We start from the raw sequence: 21,543 nt of genomic DNA on the forward strand, positions 1-21,543 counted from the left end.
CCCGGAACTCGCCCCCGCGATCAATTCACAATTGCCGGGAGCTTTCGAAGGGCCACATCAAAAAAGACAGGCACACGCTGAATACGACGCCAGAATGATCGCGACGTTCAAAGAGAGGAATCAATAAAGAAGGGAGAAAAGCCAAACGACAGAAAGCAAAAAGCCCGCAATGAATGCGGGCTTCTTGGTATATGGTGCACTCGACAGGATTCGAACCTGTGACCGCTCGGTTCGTAGCCGAGTACTCTATCCAGCTGAGCTACGAGTGCATTTTGTGTTTTTAGACCAGACCACAACTGGTTGGAGCCAAGTTATTCACATCACTGCAAACAACTCTTAAATGGTGCACTCGACAGGATTCGAACCTGTGACCGCTCGGTTCGTAGCCGAGTACTCTATCCAGCTGAGCTACGAGTGCATTTGTTGCCGCGCATTATAGGCCGTTAAATCTTTTTGTAAAGCACTTTTTCTAGTAATTTCAACAACTTACAGAAGAAGCCAGATTACAACGAACTAAGTAAATAATGGCGGAGAACGGGGGATTCGAACCCCCGACACCCTTGTGAGGTGTACTCCCTTAGCAGGGGAGCGCCTTCGGCCACTCGGCCAGCTCTCCGCAACACGGGGCGTATATTAACCAGCTTTCTCCCCGTTTGCAAACAAAAAAAACGATAAAAATTAATGGCTTGGTTCTTCGTCCTTCTCTTTCTTTATCCGCAGGTAAATTTCTTCACGGTGCACCGCTACCTCTTTAGGGGCGTTGACACCGATACGCACTTGATTTCCTTTGACGCCAAGCACGGTCACGGTGATTTCGCCATCACCAATAATCAGGCTTTCTGCGCACCGACGAGTCAGAATCAGCATACCTTTCTCCTCACGCATTTCATTTCAGGGACAACAGTCTGCAAAAAAAAGGGTATCGACCTACAACCAGGACGGCCGTAGCCCTACACGCCTAAGTATTGACTAGCGCGAGCAAAAGAACAGTTTTCTGTCACGCCGATCAAAAAAACGAAGGGCGCGGTAAACCGCGCCCTTCGGGCAACGCATCACTCGCCCTGTCGGGCCGGAGCGTCCAGTTCGAAAGCCGTGTGCAGAGCGCGCACAGCCAGTTCCAGGTACTTCTCCTCAATCACCACGGAAACCTTGATTTCCGAGGTCGAGATCATCTGGATGTTGATGCTTTCCTTGGCCAGCGCTTCGAACATGCGGCTGGCAACGCCCGCGTGGGAGCGCATGCCGACGCCAACGATCGAGACCTTGGCGATCTTGGTGTCGCCTACCACTTCCCGGGCGCCGATTTCACGGGCAGTGTTTTCCAGTACTTGCTGGGCCGCCAGGTAATCGTTGCGGTGCACGGTGAAGGTGAAGTCGGTGGTGTTATCGTGCGAAACGTTCTGCACGATCATGTCGACTTCAATGTTCGCGGCGCTGATCGGGCCGAGAATCTTGAAGGCCACGCCGGGAGTGTCTGGCACGCCACGGATGGTCAGCTTGGCTTCATCGCGGTTAAAAGCGATGCCGGAAATGATCGGCTGTTCCATGGATTCCTCTTCATCAATAGTAATGAGGGTACCCGGACCCTCCTTGAAGCTGTGCAGTACGCGCAGCGGAACGTTGTACTTGCCGGCGAACTCGACCGCGCGGATCTGCAACACCTTGGAGCCCAGGCTGGCCATTTCCAGCATTTCTTCGAAGGTGATCTTGTCCAGGCGCTGGGCCACGGACACCACACGCGGGTCGGTGGTGTAGACGCCGTCGACATCGGTGTAGATCTGGCATTCGTCAGCCTTCAGGGCCGCCGCCAGTGCCACGCCGGTGGTGTCGGAACCGCCACGACCGAGGGTGGTGATGTTGCCGTGCTCGTCGACCCCCTGGAAACCTGCGACCACAACCACGCGGCCGGCCTTCAGGTCACCGCGAATTTTCTGATCGTCGATCTGCAATATGCGCGCTTTATTGTGCGCGCTATCGGTCAGAATCCGCACCTGGTTGCCGGTATACGACACTGCCGGAACGCCGCGCTTGATCAGCGCCATGGCCAGCAGTGCGATCGTCACCTGCTCGCCGGTGGAAACGATCACGTCCAGCTCGCGAGGAACCGGCTGACCGTCGCCGCTGATTTGCTTGGCAAGGTCGATCAGACGGTTGGTTTCGCCGCTCATGGCCGACAGTACAACCACTAGGTCGTCACCGGCTTCGCGGAATTTTTTCACCTTGTCGGCGACCTGCTCGATTCTTTCGACGGAACCAACCGAGGTGCCTCCAAATTTCTGTACGATCAAAGCCATTTCTAAGCCGCCTCAGCCCGTAAAGGGGCGCCCATTAATCAATCAAACTGCGCAGCTCCAAAGCCCGCCACTAGACGACGGGCTCGGCTTGGAACCTTAAATCCCCTGCTCGACAAACGGAACGGTCAGGGCCAGCGCGGCATCCAGCGCAGCGGCATCGACGCCACCGCCCTGCGCCATGTCCGGACGACCACCGCCCTTCCCGCCCACTGCCGCAGCGGCTTGCTTCATCAAATCACCGGCTTTGAGTTGGCCAGTCAGATCCTTGGTTACGCCCGCAACCAGTACGACCTTTTCCTCATGGACACTGCCGAGCAGGATCACTGCGCGACCGAGTTTGTTTTTCAACTGATCGACCAGCGCCAACAGCGCCTTGCCGTCCTGACCGTCCAGGCGCGCCGCCAGCACTTTCGCGCCTTTGACATCCAGCGCCTGCGCCGACAGGTCGTCGCCAGCGGCACTAGCGGCCTTGGCCTGTAGCTGCTCGAGTTGTTTCTCCAGCAGGCGATTGCGCTCCAGCACGGCCGACAGCTTGTCGATCAGGTTGTCACGGCTGCCCTTGACCAGGGTCGCCGCTTCCTTGAGTTGCTCTTCCGCAGCGTTCAGGTACGCCAGTGCCGCGGCACCGGTGACTGCTTCGATACGACGTACGCCCGAGGCCACGCCGCCTTCGCTGATGATTTTCAGCAGGCCGATATCGCCGGTACGGTTGGCGTGGATACCGCCACACAGTTCAACGGAGAAGTCGCCGCCCATGCTCAGTACACGCACGCTGTCGCCGTACTTCTCGCCGAACAGCGCCATGGCGCCCTTCTGCTTGGCGGTGTCGATATCGGTTTCTTCGGTTTCCACCGCAGTATTCTTGCGAATCTCGGCGTTGACGATGTCTTCCAGCGCCTTGATCTGCTCAGGCTTGATCGCTTCGAAGTGGCTGAAGTCGAAACGCAGACGCTGACTGTCGACCAGCGAGCCCTTCTGCTGCACATGCTCGCCCAGTACCTGGCGCAGAGCGGCGTGCAGCAAGTGGGTGGCCGAGTGGTTCAGCGACGTGGCGTGACGCACTTCGGCATCGACCTGGGTTTGCACCGGAGCACCAACGGTCAGGCTGCCGCTAGCCAATACACCGTGATGCAGGAAAGCACCGCCGGTCTTGGTGGTATCACGCACGTCGAAACGCGCGCTGCCCGCTTGCAGGTAACCGCAGTCGCCGATCTGGCCGCCCGATTCGGCGTAGAAAGGCGTCTGGTCGAGAACAACGACGCCCTCTTCACCTTCGCTCAGCACGTCGACCGATTGCCCTTCCTTATAAAGAGCCACCACCTTGGCCGCACCGCTGGTGGAGTGATAACCGGTGAACTCGGTCGCCACATCGACCTTGACCAGGCTGTTGTAGTCCATGCCAAAGGAGCTTGCGGAACGAGCACGCACACGCTGGGCTTCCATCTCGCGCTCGAAACCTTCCTCGTCGAGGGTCAGGCTGCGCTCTCGGGCGATGTCGCCGGTCAGGTCCATCGGGAAACCGTAGGTGTCGTAGAGTTTGAACACCACATCGCCCGGTACCACGGTGCCTTTGAGCTCGGCCAGGTCCTGCTCGAGGATCTTCAGACCCTGCTCCAGGGTCTTGGCGAACTGCTCTTCTTCGGCTTTCAGCACGCGCTCAATGTGTGCCTGCTGGGATTTCAGTTCCGGGAAGGCGTCGCCCATTTCGGCGACCAGCGCGGCCACGATCTGATAGAAGAAGCTGCCCTTGGCGCCCAGCTTGTTGCCGTGACGGCAAGCGCGGCGAATGATGCGACGCAGGACATAACCGCGGCCTTCGTTGGAAGGCAGCACGCCGTCGGCGATCAGGAAGCCGCAGGAACGGATGTGGTCGGCCACGACTTTCAGCGACGCCTGGGCGTCGTTGGTGCAACCGATGGCCTTGGCCGCCGCGTTCAGCAGGCTCTGGAACAGGTCGATTTCATAGTTCGAGTGAACGTGTTGCAGTACCGCACTGATCCGCTCCAGGCCCATGCCGGTGTCCACCGACGGCGCTGGCAACGGATGCAACACGCCATCGGCGGTGCGGTTGAACTGCATGAACACGTTGTTCCAGATCTCGATGTAACGGTCACCGTCCTCTTCCGGCGAGCCCGGTGGGCCGCCCCAGATGTCGGCGCCGTGATCGTAGAAAATCTCGGTGCAAGGACCGCACGGGCCGGTATCGCCCATGGTCCAGAAGTTGTCGGAAGCGTATGGCGCGCCCTTGTTGTCGCCGATACGGACCATGCGCTCGGCCGGAACCCCGACTTCCTTGGTCCAGATGTCATAGGCCTCGTCATCGCTGGCGTAGACAGTGACCCAGAGCTTTTCTTTCGGCAGGTTCAGCCACTTGTCGGACGTCAGGAAAGTCCAGGCGAAGGTGATGGCGTCACGCTTGAAGTAATCGCCGAAGCTGAAGTTGCCCAGCATTTCAAAGAACGTGTGGTGGCGGGCGGTGTAACCGACGTTTTCCAGGTCGTTGTGCTTGCCGCCGGCGCGTACGCATTTCTGGCTGCTTACGGCGCGGGTATAGGCGCGCTTTTCCTGGCCCAGGAAGCAGTCCTTGAACTGGTTCATCCCCGCGTTGGTGAACAGCAGGGTTGGGTCGTTGCCCGGAATCAAAGAGCTGGAGGCTACACGGGTGTGGCCTTGCTCTTCGAAGAAGCGAAGGAAGGCTTCACGGATTTCTGCGCTTTTCATTAGGTTCTTCCACGGAGACTGCGGCCAAAGGCCTGTGCGAAACGTCATCAGACGAAACGACGGCAAAGGGCCGCATTATATCGGCCCTGAGCTTGGGGTACAGCGTGTTTATACGATAGAGACGGTCAATTGGACGGCTAACACTGTCAGTTGCGGGAAAAATCGATAAAAGTCCCGACGACTTGCTCGATTTGTGCACGACTGACGTCCATATGGGTGACCATCCGCAGCCGCGACGCGGCGCTCAGCCTGATCCCGCGCTCGCCGGCGAAGGCCTTGAGGGCCTCTGCCCTGTCCCCCATCGCCACATAGACCATGTTGGTTTGCACCGGCTCGACCTCATAGCCCGCCTCACGCAGCCCCTCGGCCAGCAATCGGGCATTGGCATGGTCGTCGGCCAGGCGCGTTACATGCTGATCGAGCGCATACAGGCCCGCCGCGGCCAGGATCCCGGCTTGGCGCATGCCGCCCCCGACCATCTTGCGCAGGCGTCGGGCCTTGCCGATCAGCTCCGCCGAACCGCACAGCACCGAGCCCACCGGCGCGCCCAGGCCCTTGGACAGGCACACCGAGACCGAGTCGAAGTGTTGGGTAATCTCCCGCGCATCGACGCCCAGCTTAACCGCCGCGTTGTACAAGCGCGCGCCGTCCAGGTGCAGGGCCAGGCCATGCTCACGGGTAAAGGCCCGGGCCTGCGCCAGATAGCTCAACGGCAGCACCTTGCCCTGCATGGTGTTTTCCAGCGCCAGCAGGCGGGTACGGGCAAAGTGGAAATCGTCCGGCTTGATCGCCGCGGCGACCTGGGCCAGGTCCAGCGAGCCGTCGGCCTGGACTTCCAACGGCTGGGGCTGGATCGAGCCCAGCACCGCCGCCCCACCGCCCTCGTACTTATAGGTATGCGCCTGCTGGCCGACGATGTATTCGTCGCCACGCCCACAATGGGCCATCAAGCCCAGCAGGTTGCTCATGGTACCGGTCGGCACGAACAACGCCTCGGCGAACCCGAGGCGCTGCGCCAGTTCGGCCTCCAGGCGGTTGACCGTCGGATCTTCGCCGTAGACATCATCGCCCGTGGCCGCCGTGGCCATTGCCTCCAGCATGCCCGCCGTGGGCTGGGTAACGGTGTCACTACGAAGATCGATAACGCTCATGAATCAGGCCTCGGCAAGGGGACGCGGACGTCGCTGGGATAAAGAAATTCTTTCGAACTGAATTACTACGGGCACAACCACGATTTATCAAGGCCCGCCCAGGAAAAGCCCATCGATGGAGATGAAAAACCGATGCTTATCATCCAAAAGCCGCAATGCACTGCCGAAAAATATGTGTTACAAACTCACCGCCGCCGCAAAGCCCGGTGGCAACGTTCTCAGGGCGGGGTGTAATTCCCCACCGGCGGTAATTGCGCGCAATGCGCATAGCCCGCGAGCGCTTGGCGACAGGCACCGCTTCGGCGGCGAATGACGGCAAGGTCAGCAGACCCGGTGTGATCCCGGGGCCGACGGTCATAGTCCGGATGAAGAGAGAACGGGATTGGCGCCAAAGGGCCGTCCACAGACCTGCGCGCGACTGTTTGTGCGCCTGGCCGGTACGTACCCTTAAATCCCTTTCGATTCATAACGCCCTGTTTTTCACACAAACAGGAGTCAGAACAGATGCAACCCACCGCAATCGATAGCAAAAGCAAACAGCATCACGGCGAACGCGTGGCGTTTATCCAGGCCTGCTGGCACAAGGAAATCGTCGACCAGAGCCGCAAAGGTTTCGTCAGCGAAATGCTCGCCCAGGGTTATCAGGAAAGCGATATCGACTTCTTCGAAGTCGGCGGCGCCTTTGAAATTCCACTGCACGCCAAGCTGCTGGCCAAGTCCGGCCGGTATGCCGGCATCGTCGCCGCGGGCCTGGTGGTGGACGGCGGTATCTACCGCCATGAGTTCGTCGCCCAGTCGGTGATCAGCGGCCTGATGCAGGTCCAGCTGGAAACCGAAGTGCCGGTATTCTCGGTGGTCTTGACCCCGCACCACTTCCACGCCGGCGAAGAACATCAGAAATTCTTCTTCGAGCATTTCGTGCATAAGGGCCAGGAAGCGGCGAAGACCTGCGCCGACACCCTGCACAAGACTCGCGCCCTGCGTCGCCCTGAGCAGCGGGTAGCGGTGTAAGCGTCAGACGCTGAAAGCAAAATCGCGAGCCTGCTCGTTCCTGCAGGGATCGGGCTGGCTCGCGATGTTTTTGTAGCCGCCGCAGGCTGCGATAAGGCCCGCAGGGCCTTCTAATTAACCTCAAAAGCGGCGTCCGCTACGCGGTCGATCGCAGCCTTCGGCAGCAGCTACAGCTCAGGCCAGGCCGTCAGCCGTGGTCGGCACGATCAGGATCCCGGCACGCAGACCGTTCTTCACCTTGGGGTTGGGGAAAATGATCCGCGCGCCCTCCTCCTCGACTATCCAGCGGGTCTGGGCGATGTCGTCGGCCAGCAGGTAACCCACTTCCAGTTCGGAGAAATTCTCGATATCCGCCGGCAGGTGCAGGTGGAAGGTATCGCTGTGCTTGATGATTTCCCGAGCGACGCTGAACAGCTGCAAGCCATCCAGCTTCTCCTCCGCCATGGGCGGTTCGCGGCCTTCGATGATCTGCTTCAGACGGGTTTCCAGACGCTCGACATTCACCCCCTGGTTCTGCCCGAACGGCCGTGCCTTGCCCAGTTCCAGGGTGAAAGACTCGGCGTCCAGCTTGTCGTAGGTATAGGAGCTGAACACGATGGACGGCTTGTTCTGCAGCAGCACCGCCTCCATGCCCGCGGCCCGCAGGCGCGCCAGTTCCCGGCGCGAGTGCTGGCGACCTTCCTTCCACGGATACAGGGCGAACTGTTCGATCTTCGAGCCGCGGATCGCCGTGTGCAGGTCGTAGTGCAGGCGGGTACGGTCCGGCAGGCTGAAGAAACTCGCCGCCAGGCGCTCCAGCTCACAGGCGCGCAAAGCTTCGTTGCCACTGCTTTGTTCGTGACGGCCGTTGAACAGCCGGTTGATGTCCTGCTCGATGAAGCGCTCGCCGTGGCGCATGGCCTCGGGGTTGCCGAACAGGAACAGAATGCGTGCGCACGGCTTGAGGTCGCCGCGAGCGATGTCGTGCAACAGACGGTCGAGCAACTCGATCGGTGCCGTCTCGTTGCCGTGGATGCCGGCGGACAGCAGCAGGTCCATGCCATTGTCCCGCGCCTGGGGTGGCCGGACTTCCAGCGCACCTTCGCTCAGCCAGCGCATCCGCACGCCGTCGACAGTCAGTTGAGTCTTCTCCGCCGGTTCACGACCGGCGAGGGTCAGTTCAAGCAGTTTGCCGAGGGCGAGCATAGAACGTTATTCCTTAATGGTCGTGCTGGCAGTCAGGGCCATGCACGTGATCGTCGTCACCAGCGTCGGCCGGCTCCATTTCCAGTTGCAGACTTACCAGATTAGTCGCCAATGGACGCAGCAGCAGGTTGGCATACTCTTCGTCGCCTTCCTCGACGTCCACGCCGATCAGCAGCTGGCCGCGGCCGTCCTGCTGGATCCACAGTTCCTTGCCTTGCCACATCACGGCAACGCGGGTGCAGGAAGTTTCCAGTTGAGTGCCGTCGGTGTCTTCAAGGATCAGTTGCAGGGTATCGCTCATTTATTACGCTCTCATCTGGAGGTAAAGCGGCGCGCCTGGATCAGCGGACTCAGGCGCGGGCTTTCAATTGATCTGGAATGGATAAACCGCGCCCAGTTTAAGGATTTGCGTCAGTTCATCCAGTGCCGTCCGGCACTCAAGCAGCAATTGCGGGTCCGCCAGATCGTTTTCGCTCAGGCGGTCGCGGTAGTGCTTGTCGACCCATTGGGTCAGCGTGCCGTACAACGGCGCGGTCATGATAACCCCTGGGTTGACCGCCGCCAGCTCGGTTTGATTGAGCGCGACCCGAAGCCGCAGGCACGCCGGGCCACCGCCGTTCTGCATGCTCTGCTTGAGGTCGAAGACTTTCACCTCGCGGATCAGGCCGCCGGAGCTGGTCAGGCCTTGCAGGTACTGCCAGACACGCTCGTTGCCGCGGCACTCTTCCGGCACGATCAGCAGCATCGAGCCATCGGCGCGGGACAGCAACTGGCTGTTGAACAGGTAGGAGCGCACCGCGTCTTCCACCGTGACCTGCGAGCGCGGCACGCAGATCGACTGGAAGTTGCCGCCGCGCTTGCCCAGCTTGGCCTGCAGCTCGGCAAGCATCTTGTCGGTCTCGAGGAACGCGTCCTCGTGGTAGAACAGCACTTCGCCGTTACCCACCGCGATCACATCGTTATGGAACACGCCCTGGTCGATCACCGACGGGTTCTGCTGGGCATACACCACCCCGTCGTCGCTCAGGCCGTGCAGCCGGGCGACGGCCTGCGAGGCTTCCAGGGTCTGGCGCGCCGGGTACTTCTGCGGTGCCGGGTAGCGGGTATCGAAGGCACTGCGACCGAAGACGAAGAACTCGACACCGGCCTGGCCATAGTCGCGGCAGAAACGGGTGTGGTTGGCCGCGCCTTCATCGCCGAACTGCGCCACCGCCGGCAACGCCGCGTGATGGGCAAAGTACTGCTGGTCGGCGAACATCGCCCCCAGTACACGACTGGTGGTCGGGTGTTCGATGCTGCGGTGATATTTGCAGTTCAGGTTGGCGGCGGTGAAATGCACGCGACCGTCAGCGGTGTCGGCGCTCGGGCTGACCGTGGCGGCGTTGGCCACCCACATGCTCGACGCCGAGCAACTGGCGACCAGCAGCGGCATCGCATCCTTGGCGGCGCGTTCGATGACCTGCGCATCGCTGCCGGAAAACCCCAGGCGACGCAGGGCGGCCACGTCCGGGCGTTCCTGTGGCGCCAGCACGCCTTGCTGGAAACCCATTTCCATCAGCGCTTTCATTTTCGCCAGGCCCTGCAGCGCGGCTTCCTTGGGGTTGGAAGACTGCTGGCTGTTGCTCTGGGACGCGACGTTGCCGTAGGACAGGCCGCCGTAGTTATGGGTAGGCCCCACTAGACCGTCGAAATTGACTTCATAGGATTTCATCAGCGAGGCTCCACGAGAATCTGTTGTTATAGGCATCGGTATCAGTACATGTCTTGAGGCCGTCGGCGCCCGCTTCGCAGGCGATCGCAGCCTGCGGCAGCGGCTACAGGGTTACCACAACCACCGACGCCCCGCCGCTCTCTGTAGCCGCTTTGCAGGCTGCGAAGGTCGCAGGACCTTCCAGCAATCTGCAGCGCAACCCATCACACCAGGCGTACACCCGGCGTCAGCGCGCTCGGCAAGGTCAGGCTTGCGGTTTCCAGCGACGCCACCGGGTACGCGCAGTAATCCGCGGCGTAATAGGCACTGGCGCGATGGTTACCGGAGGCGCCCACGCCGCCGAACGGCGCGCTGCTCGCGGCACCGGTCAGTTGCTTGTTCCAGTTGACGATGCCGGCCCGGCTTTCCAGCCAGAACTGCTGGTAACGCGCCTCGGAATCCGACAGCAGGCCCGCTGCCAGACCGTATTGGGTGTCGTTGGCCTCGGCGATCGCTGCTTCGAAATCGGCGTAGCGAATCACTTGCAGCAAGGGCCCGAACAGTTCTTCGTCCGGGCGCTCGGCCACGGCGGTCACGTCGAGAATGCCCGGGGTCAGCAGTGCGGCCTGATCCTGCGGCTGGGTCATTTCCAGCAACGCCACGGCGCCATTGGCCAACAGGTTTTCCTGGGCCTGCATCAACGCACGGGCAGCGCCAAGGGAAATCACCGAGCCCATGAACGGCGCCGGCTGCTGGTCGAAGGCACCGATCTCGATGGTCGAGCTGACCGCCACCAGGCGCTCCAGCAACTGATCGCCCCAGGCACCTTGCGGCACCAGCAGGCGGCGCGCGCAGGTGCAACGCTGGCCGGCGGAAATGAAGGCCGACTGAATGATGGTGTAGACCGCCGCGTCCAGGTCCGCGACCTGATCCACCACCAGCGGGTTGTTACCGCCCATCTCCAGCGCGAGGATCTTGTCCGGACGGCCGGCGAACTGTTGGTGCAGGTGATTGCCGGTGCGGCTGGAGCCGGTGAAGAACAGACCGTCGATACCCGGGTTGGCGGCCAGGGCGATGCCGGTTTCCCGCGCGCCTTGCAGCAGGTTCAACACACCCGCCGGCAGGCCGGCTTCGATCCAGCATTTGACCGTCAGCTCGGCGACTTTCGGGGTCAGTTCGCTGGGCTTGAACAGCACGCTATTACCCGCCAGCAGGGCAGGAACGATATGACCGTTAGGCAGATGGCCGGGGAAGTTGTAAGGGCCGAACACCGCCACCACGCCGTGGGGCTTGTGCCGCAGTACCGCAGTGGCGTCGCCCAGCGGGCCGCTCTTCTCGCCGGTACGTTCACGGTAGCTCTGCACCGAGATCGCGATCTTGTTGACCATGCTGGTCACTTCGGTGGCGGCTTCCCACAGCGGCTTGCCGGTTTCCTCACCGATGCAGCGGGCGAGTTCGTCGGCATGGCTTTTCAGGCTGGCAGCAAAGGCTTCCAGCACGGCGATCCGCTCGTCCAGCGAACGCCTGGCCCAGGCTGGGAATGCCTGGCGCGCGGCCTGCACCGCACTTTCAACCTGGGCGACGGTGGCGCCGTTGCCCGACCACAGCACCTGCTGGGTCACCGGATTCAACGACTCAAAGGCTTCGCCCTGGCCTGGCAGCCACTGGCCTGCGATGTACAGCGTGTTCATTATTTCGACTCCCGGGAAGCAGACAGCGCAACGGCACGGACCTGATCGCCCGCATTGAGTTGCAGGCGTTTGGCGGTCAGCGCATCAACCACCAGGGTGCCCGACGCAAAGCGCGCGGGAGCAGCGGTGATCCGGCAGTCCTCTCGCTTGCGGTTGTGAATCAGGAAAGGCGTGGCGTCGTCGCCCGGCGTGCCGATGGCCAGCACCAGCGCCTGGCTGTCGCGCACCGCGCGGATCTTGGCGGTTTCACACTCCACCGCCGGGCCGGCGTCGAAGATGTCGACGTAACCCTGGTAGCTGAAGCCCTCGCTCTTGAGCATCGCCAGCGCCGGCTCGGTATCGGTGTGCACCTTGCCGATCACGTTGCGCGCGCCCTCGGAGAGGAAGCAGGTGTACAGCGGGAACTTCGGCATCAGCTCGGCGATGAACGCCTTGTTGCCCACGCCGGTCAGGTAGTCGGCCTGGCTGAATTCCATCTTGAAAAAGTGCCGGCCCAGGCTTTCCCAGAATGGCGAGCGCCCGGCTTCATCGGACATGCCGCGCATCTCGGCGATGATCTTGTTGCCGAACAGCTGCGGGAATTCGGCGATGAACAGCATGCGCGCCTTGGCCAGCATGCGGCCGTTGAGGCCGGTGCGGTAATCGGCGTGCAGGAACAGCGAGCACAGCTCGGAATTGCCGGTCAGGTCGTTGGCCAGGAACAGCGTCGGAATCTCGCGGTAGATGTTCAGCTCCTGGGAGGCGCTGACGGTCAGGCCGACCCGGAAGTTGTACCAGGGCTCGCGCAGGCCGACCGCGCCGGCAATCGCGGAAATCCCCACCACGCGGCCGTTGTCGTCCTCAAGCACGAACAGGTAATCCGCATCGCCCCGCTCGGCTTCGCCACGGAAGGTCTTTTCCGCCCAGCCCACGCGGTGTTTCAGACGCTCTTCGTTGGCCGGCAAGGTGGTAAGGCCGGTGCCGGTGCTGCGGGCCAGGTCGATCAGAGCGGGTAAGTCGCTGCTGCGTACGGGACGAACGATCATGCTATCTCCTCAGACGGGCGCCGCTGACGGCCCCCGCGAAACTCGCTTAAGGCGTTAAACCGCCACCAGGCGCACGCTGGCACCTTCGCCGACGCCCAGGGCTTCGGCCGCTTGCAGATCCAGGGTCACCGGTTTGCCCGGCGCGTAATCCAGCTCCAGCATCACCGCGCGGTAATCCTGCAACTGCGCATTGGCGACCAGGTACTGGCGTCCGCCGCCCTTGGCGACCTCACCGATCTTCACCGGCACCACGCGGCTCTGGGCGATCGAACGGATCCCCGAGACCCGGGCGTGCAGGGTCGGGCCACCGTCGAAGATGTCGATGTAATGATCGGTCTCGAAGCCTTCGCGCATCAGGATGTCAAAGGTGATCTGCGCCCGCGGATGCACCTGGCCCATGGCTTCCTGCGCGGCATCCGGCAGCAGCGGCACATAGATCGGGTAGTGCGGCATCAGCTCGGCGAGGAAGGTGCGGCTTTTCAGCCCGCACAGACGCTCGGCGGCGGCGTAGTTGAGGTCGAAGAAGTTACGGCCGATGGCGTCCCAGAACGGCGAGTCGCCGTTCTCGTCGCTGTAGCCGACGATCTCGGTCACCACCGAATCGGCGAACCGCTCCGGGTGGCTGGCGACGAACAGCAGGCGACCGCGGGAATTGAGTTCCGACCATGGCGACCCCACCAGTTCCGGGACCACATAGAAGCTGGTCAGCAGGCTGTTGCCGGTCAGGTCATGGCACTGGGAAAGCACGTGGATCTTGTTGTGGATCTTCAGCTCGCGGGAGGCATGCACGAAGGTCTCGTTACGGAAGCTGTAGAACGGCTCGGAGTAACCGGCCGAAGCAACGATGGCCGAGCAACCGACCAGCTTGCCGGTTTCGGTGTCCTCGAGGACGAAGAAGTAGCTCTCCTCGCCATTGAAGCTCACCTCGGCGGCGAACGAAGCCTCGCTTGCCGCGATCTTGTCGCTCAGGCGTTCCACGTCATCCGGCAAGGAAGTGACACCAATCGGGCTGTCCGCAGCCAGACGCTGTACCTCGCCCAGATCAGCCATTTGCGCGGGGCGCATCACCAGCATGGTGTCACTCCTTACTCGAAACAGGCCGGCCAGGAGGCCGACTCAGGGAAAAAAATGCCGGGACAGCCCGGCACCGAAAATGGGGCTCGACGCTGGCCCTGAGGACAAGCGCCGAGGAGTACCGCGGCCCGAATCAGGCCTGGGTCAGCTTGGCTACCGCACGTTCGAAGCGCTGCAGGCCTTCTTCGATGTCCGCCTCTTCGACCACCAGGCTCGGGGCGAAACGCACCACGTCCGGACCGGCCTGGAGGATCATCAGGTTTTCTTTTTCAGCGGCGTTGAACACGTCCTTGGCCTTGCCTTTCCAGGCATCGCTGAGCACGCAACCGAGCAGCAGGCCCAGGCCACGCACTTCGGTGAACAGGCCGTACTTCTCGCCGATCTGCTGCAGACGGGTCTTGAAGCGATCGTGCTTGGCCTTCACGCCGTTCAGCACCTCGGGCGTATTGATCACGTCGATCACCGCGCCGGCCACCGCACAGGCCAGCGGGTTGCCGCCGTAGGTGGTGCCGTGGGTACCGACCACCAGGTGCTTGGCCAGCGCTTCGGTGGTCAGCATCGCGGCGATCGGGAAACCGCCGCCCAGGCTCTTGGCGCTGGTCAGGATGTCCGGGGTCACGCCGTAGTGCATATAGGCGAACAGCTCGCCGCTGCGGCCCATGCCGGTCTGCACTTCGTCGAACACCAGCAGCGCGTTGTGCGCGTCGCACAGCTCGCGGGCGCCTTGCAGGTAAGCCTTCTCGGCTGGCAACACACCGCCTTCGCCCTGGATCGGCTCCAGTACCACCGCGCAGGTCTTGTCCGAAATCGCCGCTTTCAATGCCGCCAGATCGTTGTAGGGAACGTGGGTGATACCGGTGATTTTAGGACCGAAGCCGTCGGAGTACTTCGACTGGCCACCCACGTTCACGGTGAACAGGGTGCGACCGTGGAAGCTGTTGAGGGCCGCGATGATTTCGTATTTTTCCGCGCCAAAACGGTCGAAAGCGACACGACGGGCCAGCTTGAAGGCGGCCTCGTTGGCTTCGGCGCCGGAGTTGCAGAAGAACGCGCGCTCGGCAAAGGTGGCGTCGACCAGCTTGTGGGCCAGGCGCAGGGCCGGCTCGTTGGTGAAGACGTTGGATACATGCCACAACTTGTTGGCTTGCTCGGTCAGAGCAGCGACCAGCGCCGGATGGGCGTGGCCCAGTACGTTGACCGCGATCCCGCCGGCAAAGTCGATCAGCTCTCGGCCCGACTGATCCCAGACTCGGGAACCCGCGCCACGCACAGGAATGAAAGCTGCAGGTGCATAGTTGGGAACCATGACCTGATCGAAATCGGCGCGTTGCACCGGAGCTTGCTCAACGGACATCGGAGTCTCCTGAAGAGGAACGCCTGCCTGAAACTGGCGAGCGATGGGGGGATTGTAAGGACAGTTTTCTGCCCGGCCTTGTCGCCAAGCGACAACTTCTTATAGCGCCAACCCCGGTTTTACGCGGGTTTACGGCAATGCGACAAATAGCGTCGCAAAGGCGCAGTTTAAACTGCTGGAGGCTTTAACGGCAGGATTGTCCAACGATTTGCGCCTGGCGTGACGACGCCATCGCGAGCAAGCTTCGCTCCAACACGGAACGCATTCTTGTGTAGGAGCGAAGCTTGCTCGCGATAAAAATCTGACAGACAAAACGAAGAGGCGAATCAACCGCGCTCGGAAGGCACCGAAGACAGCTCGAACGGACTACTGCTGCGACGCTGGTTGCGGTCTTCCCGCGGCGTGGCGCCGAAGAAATTGCGGTAGGCACTGGAGAAATGCGGGCCCGAGGAGAAACCGCAGGACAGGCCGATCTGGATGATCGACTTGCTGGTCTGCATCAGCATCTGCCGCGCCTTGTTCAGGCGCAGCTCCAGGTAATACTGGCTCGGCACGCGATTGAGGTATTGCTTGAAGATCCGCTCCAGCTGCCGACGCGAGACGCACACATGCTGGGCGATCTCGTCGGTGGTCAGCGGCTCCTCGATATTGGCCTCCATCAGCAGTACCGCCTGGGTCAGCTTCGGGTGGCTGGAACCCAGGCGGTTCTGCAACGGAATGCGCTGGCGCTCGCCACCTTCGCGGATACGCTCGACCACCAGCTCTTCCGAGACCGCGCCGGCCAATTCCGCGCCGTGGTCACGGGCCAGCACCGCCAGCAACAGATCCAGCACCGACATTCCGCCACAGGCTGTCAGGCGATCGCGATCCCAATCGAACAGATGACTGGTGGCGATGACCTTGGGGAAGCGCTCGGCGAAATCGTCCTGCCAGCGCCAGTGCACCGCGGCCCGATAACCGTCGAGCAAACCCAGCTGCGCCAAGGGATACACACCGGCAGACAAACCACCGATCACACAGCCGGCGCGCACCAGTTGCTTGAGCGCGCTGCTCAGGGCCGGCGCCAGGGTGGCAGGCGGCTCATCGGCCAGCAGGAACAGTTTCTGGCAGCCTTCGAGCTTGCCCGACCAAGGTTCGCCCGGCAGTTGCCAGGCGCCGTCGGCCGGCGCCTCGGCCTGCAGGAAGGCCAGTTCGTAGACCACTTCCGGATGCACGCGCTGAGCGACACGCAAGGCCTCCTCGGCCAGCGCCAGCGTCAAGGCTTTAGTGCTGGGCCAAATCAGGAAACCAATTCGATGGGCAGTCATGGCGGGCAATCCGAAACGAAAACAGTGTTAGAGGCCAAAGGCGGCTGCAACCAAATTAGACCATCTGGCGCGCGGTGCGCAGCATGACCTAATTTGGTGCGTTACGGGAGTGATTTACTTCAGGCTGCCCGAGAGGAATTGTTGCAAACGTTCCGATTGCGGATTGACCAGCACTTCGCGCGGGTTGCCGCTTTCTTCCACCAGGCCCTTGTGCAGGAATATCAGCTGGTTCGAGACTTCACGGGCAAAGCCCATTTCGTGGGTCACCACCACCATGGTCCGGCCTTCCTGGGCCAGGGCCTGCATCACTTTCAGCACGTCGCCCACCAGCTCGGGGTCGAGCGCCGAAGTCGGTTCGTCGAACAGCATGACCTCAGGCTCCATCGCCAGCGCACGGGCGATCGCCACGCGCTGCTGCTCGCCACCGGACATATGGCCCGGGTAGGCATCCTTGCGATGCGCCACGCCGACCTTGGCCAGGTAGTGCTCGGCCTTTGCACGGGCTTCGGCCTTGGGTACGCCGAGCACATGCACCGGCGCTTCCATGATGTTTTCGATGGCGGTCATGTGCGACCACAGGTTGAAGTGCTGGAACACCATCGACAGGCGCGAACGCATGCGTTGCAGCTGTTTTGGATCCGCCGCCTTCAGCGCTCCATCCTTGTTCGCCACCAGCTTCAACTCTTCGTTGTTCAGCAGGATCTTGCCGGCGTGCGGCTGCTCCAGCAGGTTGATGCAGCGCAGGAAGGTGGATTTGCCGGAGCCACTGGAGCCGATGATGCTGATCACATCGCCAGCCGCCGCTTTCAGGGACACGCCCTTGAGCACTTCGTGACTGCCATAGCGTTTATGCAGGTCTTGGACTTCAAGTTTGTACATGCTGTCGGTTCTCACAAAAGCAGTCAGTCGTTGAGCAAGCGCCCGTGCCGCAGCGCTTCGCGCCCCGCCACCTTGGCCAGCCAGAAACCGGGTTGGGCGTAACGCAGCCGCTCAACGGCGAACAACACGCCGCTGGTGCCAGCACACAGGGTGCTGACCCGATCGGATAAGGGATCAATCACTTCAAAAATCGGCTCGCCCTTCTCCACCCAGCTACCGGCCGGACGCAGAAAACTCACCACGCCGGGATGCGGCGCAAACAACAATTCGGTGCCTTCGAAAGGCATGGCTTCGCACGCTTCATGCTGCGCCGCCGGCCACTCGCCCGCAATCAGTCCCTGCTCGGCGAGGAACGCCAGGATGCCTTCGGCATGCGCCTCGGCTTGCGGGCGACCGGTGTCGGCCTGACCGCCCAGCTCAAGGGTGGTCGCCAGGCAGGCCAGCGGAATCTGTGCCTGCGGGAACTGGCGCGCCAGGCGCAGCCAGGGCAGCGAACAGGCTTCGTCGAACGAGCTGCCGCCGGAGTCTTCCGCCAGCAGGCCGACCCGCACATTCAGATGAGCCGCCAGGGAACGCCATTGCGGCCAATGCTGCGGCAAGGCGTACATATGCAGCGCCGCTTCCGTATCGCAGTGCAGGTCCAGCACCACGTCCGCGGTGCAGGCGTGGCTCAGGAGGGTGCGCTGCATGCCTTGCAGCTGGCTCGATGGCGCCGGCAGTTCGGCCAGCACATCGCTCATGGCCTGGCGAATCATCTGGATATTGGCGTGCGGGTCATCCCCCAGGCATCCATCCAGACGGGCCGCGACCGGCGCACTCAGCTCGACGAAATCGCGGTTGAAGTTCTTGCCGCTGCCAGCCTCGAACCGCCCCTGATGATTGCCCTGCAACAGTTGCCCCAGCCCCATCGGGTTGGCCACCGGCACCAGTTCGATCACGCCATTCAGCGCGCCCTGGGCTTCCAGTTCGGCCAGGCGCTTTTTCAGCTCCCAGGCGGTGCGCATCCCAGGCAGTTCGTCCGCATGCAGGCTGGCCTGGATATAGGCCTTGCGCTCGCCGCGACCGAAACGGAACACCGAGACCTGCCGCTCGCTGCCCAGGTGGCTCCACGGCAATGCGTGGTCAATGCGTTCCATATCAGTGCTTCCGCGGCGCCAGGTAGCGCAGCCAGCGGCCTTCGGCCAGCTTGAACAGGCGCACCAGGATAAAGGTCAGGCACAGGTAGAACACGCCGGCGGTGATGTAGGCCTCGAACGGCAGGTAGTACTGCGCGTTGACCGTACGAGCCGCACCGGTGATGTCGATCAGGGTCACGATGGAAGCCAGACTGGTGGTCTGCAACATCATGATCACTTCGTTGCTGTACTGCGGCAGCGCCCGGCGCAGGGCCGACGGCAGCAGGATGCGGGCATACATCTTGTAGCGCGACATGCCCATGGCCTTGGCCGCCTCGATCTCACCGTTCGGCGTGGCCTTGAGGCTGCCGGCGATGATTTCCGCGGTGTAGGCGCTGGTGTTGATGGCGAACGCCAGGCAGGCACAGAAGGTCGCGCTGGACAGCCATGGCCAGAGGAAGCTTTTGCGTACCACATCGAACTGCGCCAGGCCGTAGTAGATCAGGAACAGCTGCACCAGCATCGGCGTGCCGCGGATCACATAGGTGTAGAGCCAGGCGCTGAGGTTGACGATCGGCTGCTTGGACACCCGCATCAGCCCCAGGGGCAGCGCCACCAGCAGACCGAAGAACAGCGACAGGGCCAAGAGTTTCAGGGTGGTCAGCAGGCCGCTAAAATACAGCGGCAAGGCCTCATAGATGACGTTGTAGTCGAAGATCATAGATCAGCCGCCCTTACGCCTACCGAGTAGCGCTTCTCAAGGTGACGCAATGCCAGCAACGAGACACTGGTGATCACCAGGTACATCGCCGCCACCGCGAGGAAGAAGGTGAAAGGCTCGCGGGTGGCGTCAGCCGCCTGCTTGGCCTTGAACATCATGTCTTGCAGGCCCACGACCGAAATCAGCGCGGTGGCCTTGGTCAGTACCAGCCAGTTGTTGGTGAAGCCTGGAATCGCCAGACGGATCATCTGCGGCACCAGCACCCGGAAGAACACCTGGAAGCTGTTCATGCCGTAGGCCATGCCTGCTTCCGCCTGCCCCTTGGGGATCGCCATGAAGGCCCCGCGGAAGGTTTCCGACAGGTAGGCACCGAAGATGAAGCCCAGGGTGCCGATACCGGCGGCCAGCGGGCTCAGGTCGATGTAGTCGTCGTAACCCAGCATGGGCGCGACCCGGTTGAGCAGGTCCTGGCCGCCGTAGAAGATCAGCAGGATCAGCACCAGGTCGGGAATCCCGCGGATCACCGTGGAATACAGATCGCCCAGCCACGCCAGCCAGCGCACCGGCGAGAGGCGCAGCGCGACCCCGATCAGACCCAGAACGATGGCCAGGGCCATGGACGACAAGGCAAGCTGAAGCGTCAGCCAAGCGCCATCGAGGATGACAGCCCCGTAGCCTTTCAACATGATTCAGGTCCTCGAAAATTGGGATGAAAAAATGGCGCAAACTTCAGAGATTCTGCTGCTTGCGCCATCTCGGACTTGCTGACTCGACGATTTACTGGCCGTAAATGTCGAAATCGAAGTACTTGTCCTGGATTTGCTTGTACTTGCCGTTCTCGCGAATGGCAGCGATCGCACCGGTGATCTTGTCTTTCAGCGCATCGCCCTTGCGTACAGCGATACCCACGCCGTCGCCGAAGTATTTGGTGTCGGTGAACGCCGGGCCGACGAACGCGAAGCCTTTGCCGGCGTCGGTTTTCAGGAAGCCGTCGTTCAACAGGGTAGCGTCCGCCACGGTGCCATCGAGGCGACCGGCCGCGACGTCCAGGTAGATCTCGTTCTGCGAGCCGTATGGCTTGATCTCGGCACCCAGCGGAGCCAGCACTTCACGGGCGAAACGCTCGTGGATCGAACCGCGCTGCACGCCGATGTTCTTGCCCTTGAGCTCGGCCAGGCCGTCGCTGACCTGGGTGCCGGCCTTCATGACCAGGCGCGCAGGGGTGTTGTAGTACTTGCCGGTGAAGTCCACGGACTTCTTGCGGTCGTCGGTGATCGACATGGACGACAGGATCGCATCGATCTTGCGCACCTTGAGTGCAGGGATCAGGCCGTCGAACTCCTGCTCGACCCACACGCACTTGACCTTCATTTCTTCGCACAAGGCATTGCCGATGTCGTAGTCGAAACCAACGATGCTGCCGTCCGGAGCCTTGGAGGCGAATGGAGGGTAAGCCGCTTCGATACCAATTTTCAGAGGCTTTTCATCGGCGAATGTCGGCAGGGAAAGTACGGAGGACAGTGCCAGGGCGCCAAGAAGCACGAGTTTCTTCATCTTAGGACTCCATCGGTAAAGGGCGAAAACGGCAGAGTGAGCGACAGCCCAATATGCGAATGGGTGGAACCTGATAGCGGTGCTGCGTCCTTGAGGACCTGGCCATGAACCCCATGCGGGTTTCCGGCAGGCTACGACGAGCGAGTGATCGGCATTCTAACGACAGGCCCGAAGCCGATATTTCCTCAATGCGACAACAAATTACAGAAGCACTGAGAAATCAGGTCGAGCACATTGACAGCTCTTCAAGTTTATGCAAGAGCAAAAGACGATAAACCTATCTACGCTGCAAATTGCGGGCCTATTATTCGCAAAGCCTTCTATTCCGGCAAGCGCAGCGTTATGACTTATTTTTTACAGGCCCCGAAAAGGCCCTGAAACGGGGCCTGGCGTTTCTCATTGCCCCGAATCCGGGCAGCGGGTTACACATTCCCTGCTGCCGGTAACATTCAGATACGCCTGATGGACATACCGATATTTATTCGATCGAAAAGCCGCTGCCTGTAGCCGCTGCCGCAGGCTGCGATATGGCCCGAAGGGCCTTTCAGGGCCTTCAAGAGCGCGTCTCCTGCGGAGCCGATCGCAGCCTGCGGCAGCGGCTACAGGAGGCGGCAGTAACACCCATAAAAAAGGTTCTTCACGGAATTCCGGGAAACACAGAAACAAGAACGCCGATTTGATTGATGATGTTCGTGCGAGCAAACACATCTAAAAAACCGGCGTTCTTATGCACGATATTAATACTTTCCTTCCTTTTTGGGAGGGCTTTTC

18 protein-coding genes, 3 tRNA genes and 1 riboswitch are annotated in these 21,543 nt (G+C 61.5%); of the genes, 1 reads left to right on the forward strand and 20 read right to left on the reverse strand.

Translation table 11 applies throughout. The features are described from left to right. Nucleotides 1-192: 192 nt before the first annotated feature. The 7 genes from DK261_RS21245 to ltaE all read right to left on the reverse strand — a co-directional run bounded on the left by DK261_RS21245 (nt 193) and on the right by ltaE (nt 6,166). Nucleotides 193-269: transfer RNA gene (locus DK261_RS21245), tRNA-Arg, on the reverse strand. A gap of 72 nt (nt 270-341) precedes the next feature. Further along, a tRNA-Arg gene (locus DK261_RS21250) sits at nt 342-418 on the reverse strand. A gap of 107 nt (nt 419-525) precedes the next feature. Then, a tRNA-Ser gene (locus tag DK261_RS21255) sits at nt 526-616 on the reverse strand. Between the two features lie 62 nt (nt 617-678). Further along, nucleotides 679-867 carry a carbon storage regulator CsrA gene (csrA, locus tag DK261_RS21260; RefSeq protein WP_002554426.1) on the reverse strand — a complete coding sequence of 63 codons (189 nt, stop codon included), beginning with the start codon at nt 865-867 and terminating at the stop codon, nt 679-681. 185 nt (nt 868-1,052) lie between these two features. Continuing rightward, nucleotides 1,053-2,294: an aspartate kinase gene (locus tag DK261_RS21265; RefSeq protein WP_007921569.1), complete on the reverse strand. Its 1,242-nt coding sequence runs from the start codon at nt 2,292-2,294 to the stop codon at nt 1,053-1,055. A 96-nt stretch (nt 2,295-2,390) separates the two neighbouring features. After that, the gene (gene alaS / locus DK261_RS21270) at nt 2,391-5,015 is read right to left on the reverse strand and encodes an alanine--tRNA ligase (protein ID WP_038634319.1); all 2,625 of its coding nucleotides are present in this window, start codon (nt 5,013-5,015) and stop codon (nt 2,391-2,393) included. A gap of 146 nt (nt 5,016-5,161) precedes the next feature. Beyond that, a complete protein-coding gene (gene ltaE, locus DK261_RS21275; RefSeq protein WP_009050320.1) occupies nt 5,162-6,166 on the reverse strand; it encodes a low-specificity L-threonine aldolase in 1,005 nt (334 codons plus the stop codon). Between the two features lie 210 nt (nt 6,167-6,376). After that, nucleotides 6,377-6,548, forward strand: a riboswitch (FMN riboswitch). Between the two features lie 122 nt (nt 6,549-6,670). Here ltaE and DK261_RS21280 point away from each other — a divergent pair. Beyond that, a complete protein-coding gene (locus DK261_RS21280; RefSeq protein WP_007921563.1) occupies nt 6,671-7,177 on the forward strand; it encodes a 6,7-dimethyl-8-ribityllumazine synthase in 507 nt (168 codons plus the stop codon). A 174-nt stretch (nt 7,178-7,351) separates the two neighbouring features. Here DK261_RS21280 and astE read toward each other — a convergent pair whose 3' ends face one another. The 13 genes from astE to DK261_RS21345 form a co-directional block, all read right to left on the reverse strand. Then, a complete protein-coding gene (astE, locus tag DK261_RS21285) occupies nt 7,352-8,362 on the reverse strand; it encodes a succinylglutamate desuccinylase (protein ID WP_009050321.1) in 1,011 nt (336 codons plus the stop codon). Between the two features lie 13 nt (nt 8,363-8,375). Further along, entirely contained in the window at nt 8,376-8,663 is a 288-nt protein-coding gene (locus DK261_RS21290) for a hypothetical protein (RefSeq protein ID WP_007921560.1), read from the reverse strand. 63 nt (nt 8,664-8,726) lie between these two features. Continuing rightward, nucleotides 8,727-10,073 carry an N-succinylarginine dihydrolase gene (astB, locus tag DK261_RS21295; RefSeq protein ID WP_009050322.1) on the reverse strand — a complete coding sequence of 449 codons (1,347 nt, stop codon included), beginning with the start codon at nt 10,071-10,073 and terminating at the stop codon, nt 8,727-8,729. A gap of 203 nt (nt 10,074-10,276) precedes the next feature. After that, nucleotides 10,277-11,746 carry a succinylglutamate-semialdehyde dehydrogenase gene (gene astD, locus DK261_RS21300; protein ID WP_177411733.1) on the reverse strand — a complete coding sequence of 490 codons (1,470 nt, stop codon included), beginning with the start codon at nt 11,744-11,746 and terminating at the stop codon, nt 10,277-10,279. Next, on the reverse strand, nt 11,743-12,768 hold the full coding sequence (gene astA, locus DK261_RS21305; protein WP_007921553.1) for an arginine N-succinyltransferase: 1,026 nt from the start codon (nt 12,766-12,768) through the stop codon (nt 11,743-11,745). Before astA ends, astD begins: the two co-directional genes overlap by 4 nt. A gap of 54 nt (nt 12,769-12,822) precedes the next feature. Next, the gene (gene aruF, locus DK261_RS21310) at nt 12,823-13,842 is read right to left on the reverse strand and encodes an arginine/ornithine succinyltransferase subunit alpha (protein ID WP_007921551.1); all 1,020 of its coding nucleotides are present in this window, start codon (nt 13,840-13,842) and stop codon (nt 12,823-12,825) included. Between the two features lie 133 nt (nt 13,843-13,975). After that, complete coding sequence (locus DK261_RS21315) at nt 13,976-15,196, reverse strand: aspartate aminotransferase family protein (RefSeq protein ID WP_009050325.1); 1,221 nt, start codon at nt 15,194-15,196, stop codon at nt 13,976-13,978. 326 nt (nt 15,197-15,522) lie between these two features. Further along, complete coding sequence (gene argR / locus DK261_RS21320; RefSeq protein ID WP_009045160.1) at nt 15,523-16,503, reverse strand: transcriptional regulator ArgR; 981 nt, start codon at nt 16,501-16,503, stop codon at nt 15,523-15,525. A 114-nt stretch (nt 16,504-16,617) separates the two neighbouring features. Beyond that, on the reverse strand, nt 16,618-17,382 hold the full coding sequence (locus DK261_RS21325; RefSeq protein ID WP_009045161.1) for an ABC transporter ATP-binding protein: 765 nt from the start codon (nt 17,380-17,382) through the stop codon (nt 16,618-16,620). A 23-nt stretch (nt 17,383-17,405) separates the two neighbouring features. Further along, the gene (locus DK261_RS21330) at nt 17,406-18,518 is read right to left on the reverse strand and encodes a succinylglutamate desuccinylase/aspartoacylase family protein (RefSeq protein WP_041984608.1); all 1,113 of its coding nucleotides are present in this window, start codon (nt 18,516-18,518) and stop codon (nt 17,406-17,408) included. Between the two features lies 1 nt (nt 18,519). After that, on the reverse strand, nt 18,520-19,218 hold the full coding sequence (locus DK261_RS21335; protein WP_009050328.1) for an ABC transporter permease: 699 nt from the start codon (nt 19,216-19,218) through the stop codon (nt 18,520-18,522). Next, a complete protein-coding gene (locus DK261_RS21340) occupies nt 19,215-19,904 on the reverse strand; it encodes an ABC transporter permease (protein ID WP_110176283.1) in 690 nt (229 codons plus the stop codon). Before DK261_RS21340 ends, DK261_RS21335 begins: the two co-directional genes overlap by 4 nt. A gap of 91 nt (nt 19,905-19,995) precedes the next feature. Next, nucleotides 19,996-20,772 carry an ABC transporter substrate-binding protein gene (locus tag DK261_RS21345; protein WP_009050329.1) on the reverse strand — a complete coding sequence of 259 codons (777 nt, stop codon included), beginning with the start codon at nt 20,770-20,772 and terminating at the stop codon, nt 19,996-19,998. Nucleotides 20,773-21,543: the final 771 nt, after the last annotated feature.

The organism is Pseudomonas sp. RW409, assembly GCF_003184125.1.
GTDB classification, from domain to species: domain Bacteria; phylum Pseudomonadota; class Gammaproteobacteria; order Pseudomonadales; family Pseudomonadaceae; genus Aquipseudomonas; species Aquipseudomonas chlororaphis_I.

Coding starts and splice junctions, on each gene's coding strand:
- DK261_RS21340 (WP_110176283.1), bottom strand. CDS start 19,904: ATGTTGAAAGGCTACGGGGCTGTCATCCTCGATGGCGCTTGGCTGACG.
- DK261_RS21335 (WP_009050328.1), bottom strand. CDS start 19,218: ATGATCTTCGACTACAACGTCATCTATGAGGCCTTGCCGCTGTATTTT.
- DK261_RS21325 (WP_009045161.1), bottom strand. CDS start 17,382: ATGTACAAACTTGAAGTCCAAGACCTGCATAAACGCTATGGCAGTCAC.
- DK261_RS21315 (WP_009050325.1), bottom strand. CDS start 15,196: ATGTCCGTTGAGCAAGCTCCGGTGCAACGCGCCGATTTCGATCAGGTC.
- alaS (WP_038634319.1), bottom strand. CDS start 5,015: ATGAAAAGCGCAGAAATCCGTGAAGCCTTCCTTCGCTTCTTCGAAGAG.
- DK261_RS21330 (WP_041984608.1), bottom strand. CDS start 18,518: ATGGAACGCATTGACCACGCATTGCCGTGGAGCCACCTGGGCAGCGAG.
- DK261_RS21345 (WP_009050329.1), bottom strand. CDS start 20,772: ATGAAGAAACTCGTGCTTCTTGGCGCCCTGGCACTGTCCTCCGTACTT.
- ltaE (WP_009050320.1), bottom strand. CDS start 6,166: ATGAGCGTTATCGATCTTCGTAGTGACACCGTTACCCAGCCCACGGCG.
- DK261_RS21290 (WP_007921560.1), bottom strand. CDS start 8,663: ATGAGCGATACCCTGCAACTGATCCTTGAAGACACCGACGGCACTCAA.
- DK261_RS21265 (WP_007921569.1), bottom strand. CDS start 2,294: ATGGCTTTGATCGTACAGAAATTTGGAGGCACCTCGGTTGGTTCCGTC.
- aruF (WP_007921551.1), bottom strand. CDS start 13,842: ATGCTGGTGATGCGCCCCGCGCAAATGGCTGATCTGGGCGAGGTACAG.
- DK261_RS21280 (WP_007921563.1), top strand. CDS start 6,671: ATGCAACCCACCGCAATCGATAGCAAAAGCAAACAGCATCACGGCGAA.
- astA (WP_007921553.1), bottom strand. CDS start 12,768: ATGATCGTTCGTCCCGTACGCAGCAGCGACTTACCCGCTCTGATCGAC.
- argR (WP_009045160.1), bottom strand. CDS start 16,503: ATGACTGCCCATCGAATTGGTTTCCTGATTTGGCCCAGCACTAAAGCC.
- csrA (WP_002554426.1), bottom strand. CDS start 867: ATGCTGATTCTGACTCGTCGGTGCGCAGAAAGCCTGATTATTGGTGAT.
- astB (WP_009050322.1), bottom strand. CDS start 10,073: ATGAAATCCTATGAAGTCAATTTCGACGGTCTAGTGGGGCCTACCCAT.
- astE (WP_009050321.1), bottom strand. CDS start 8,362: ATGCTCGCCCTCGGCAAACTGCTTGAACTGACCCTCGCCGGTCGTGAA.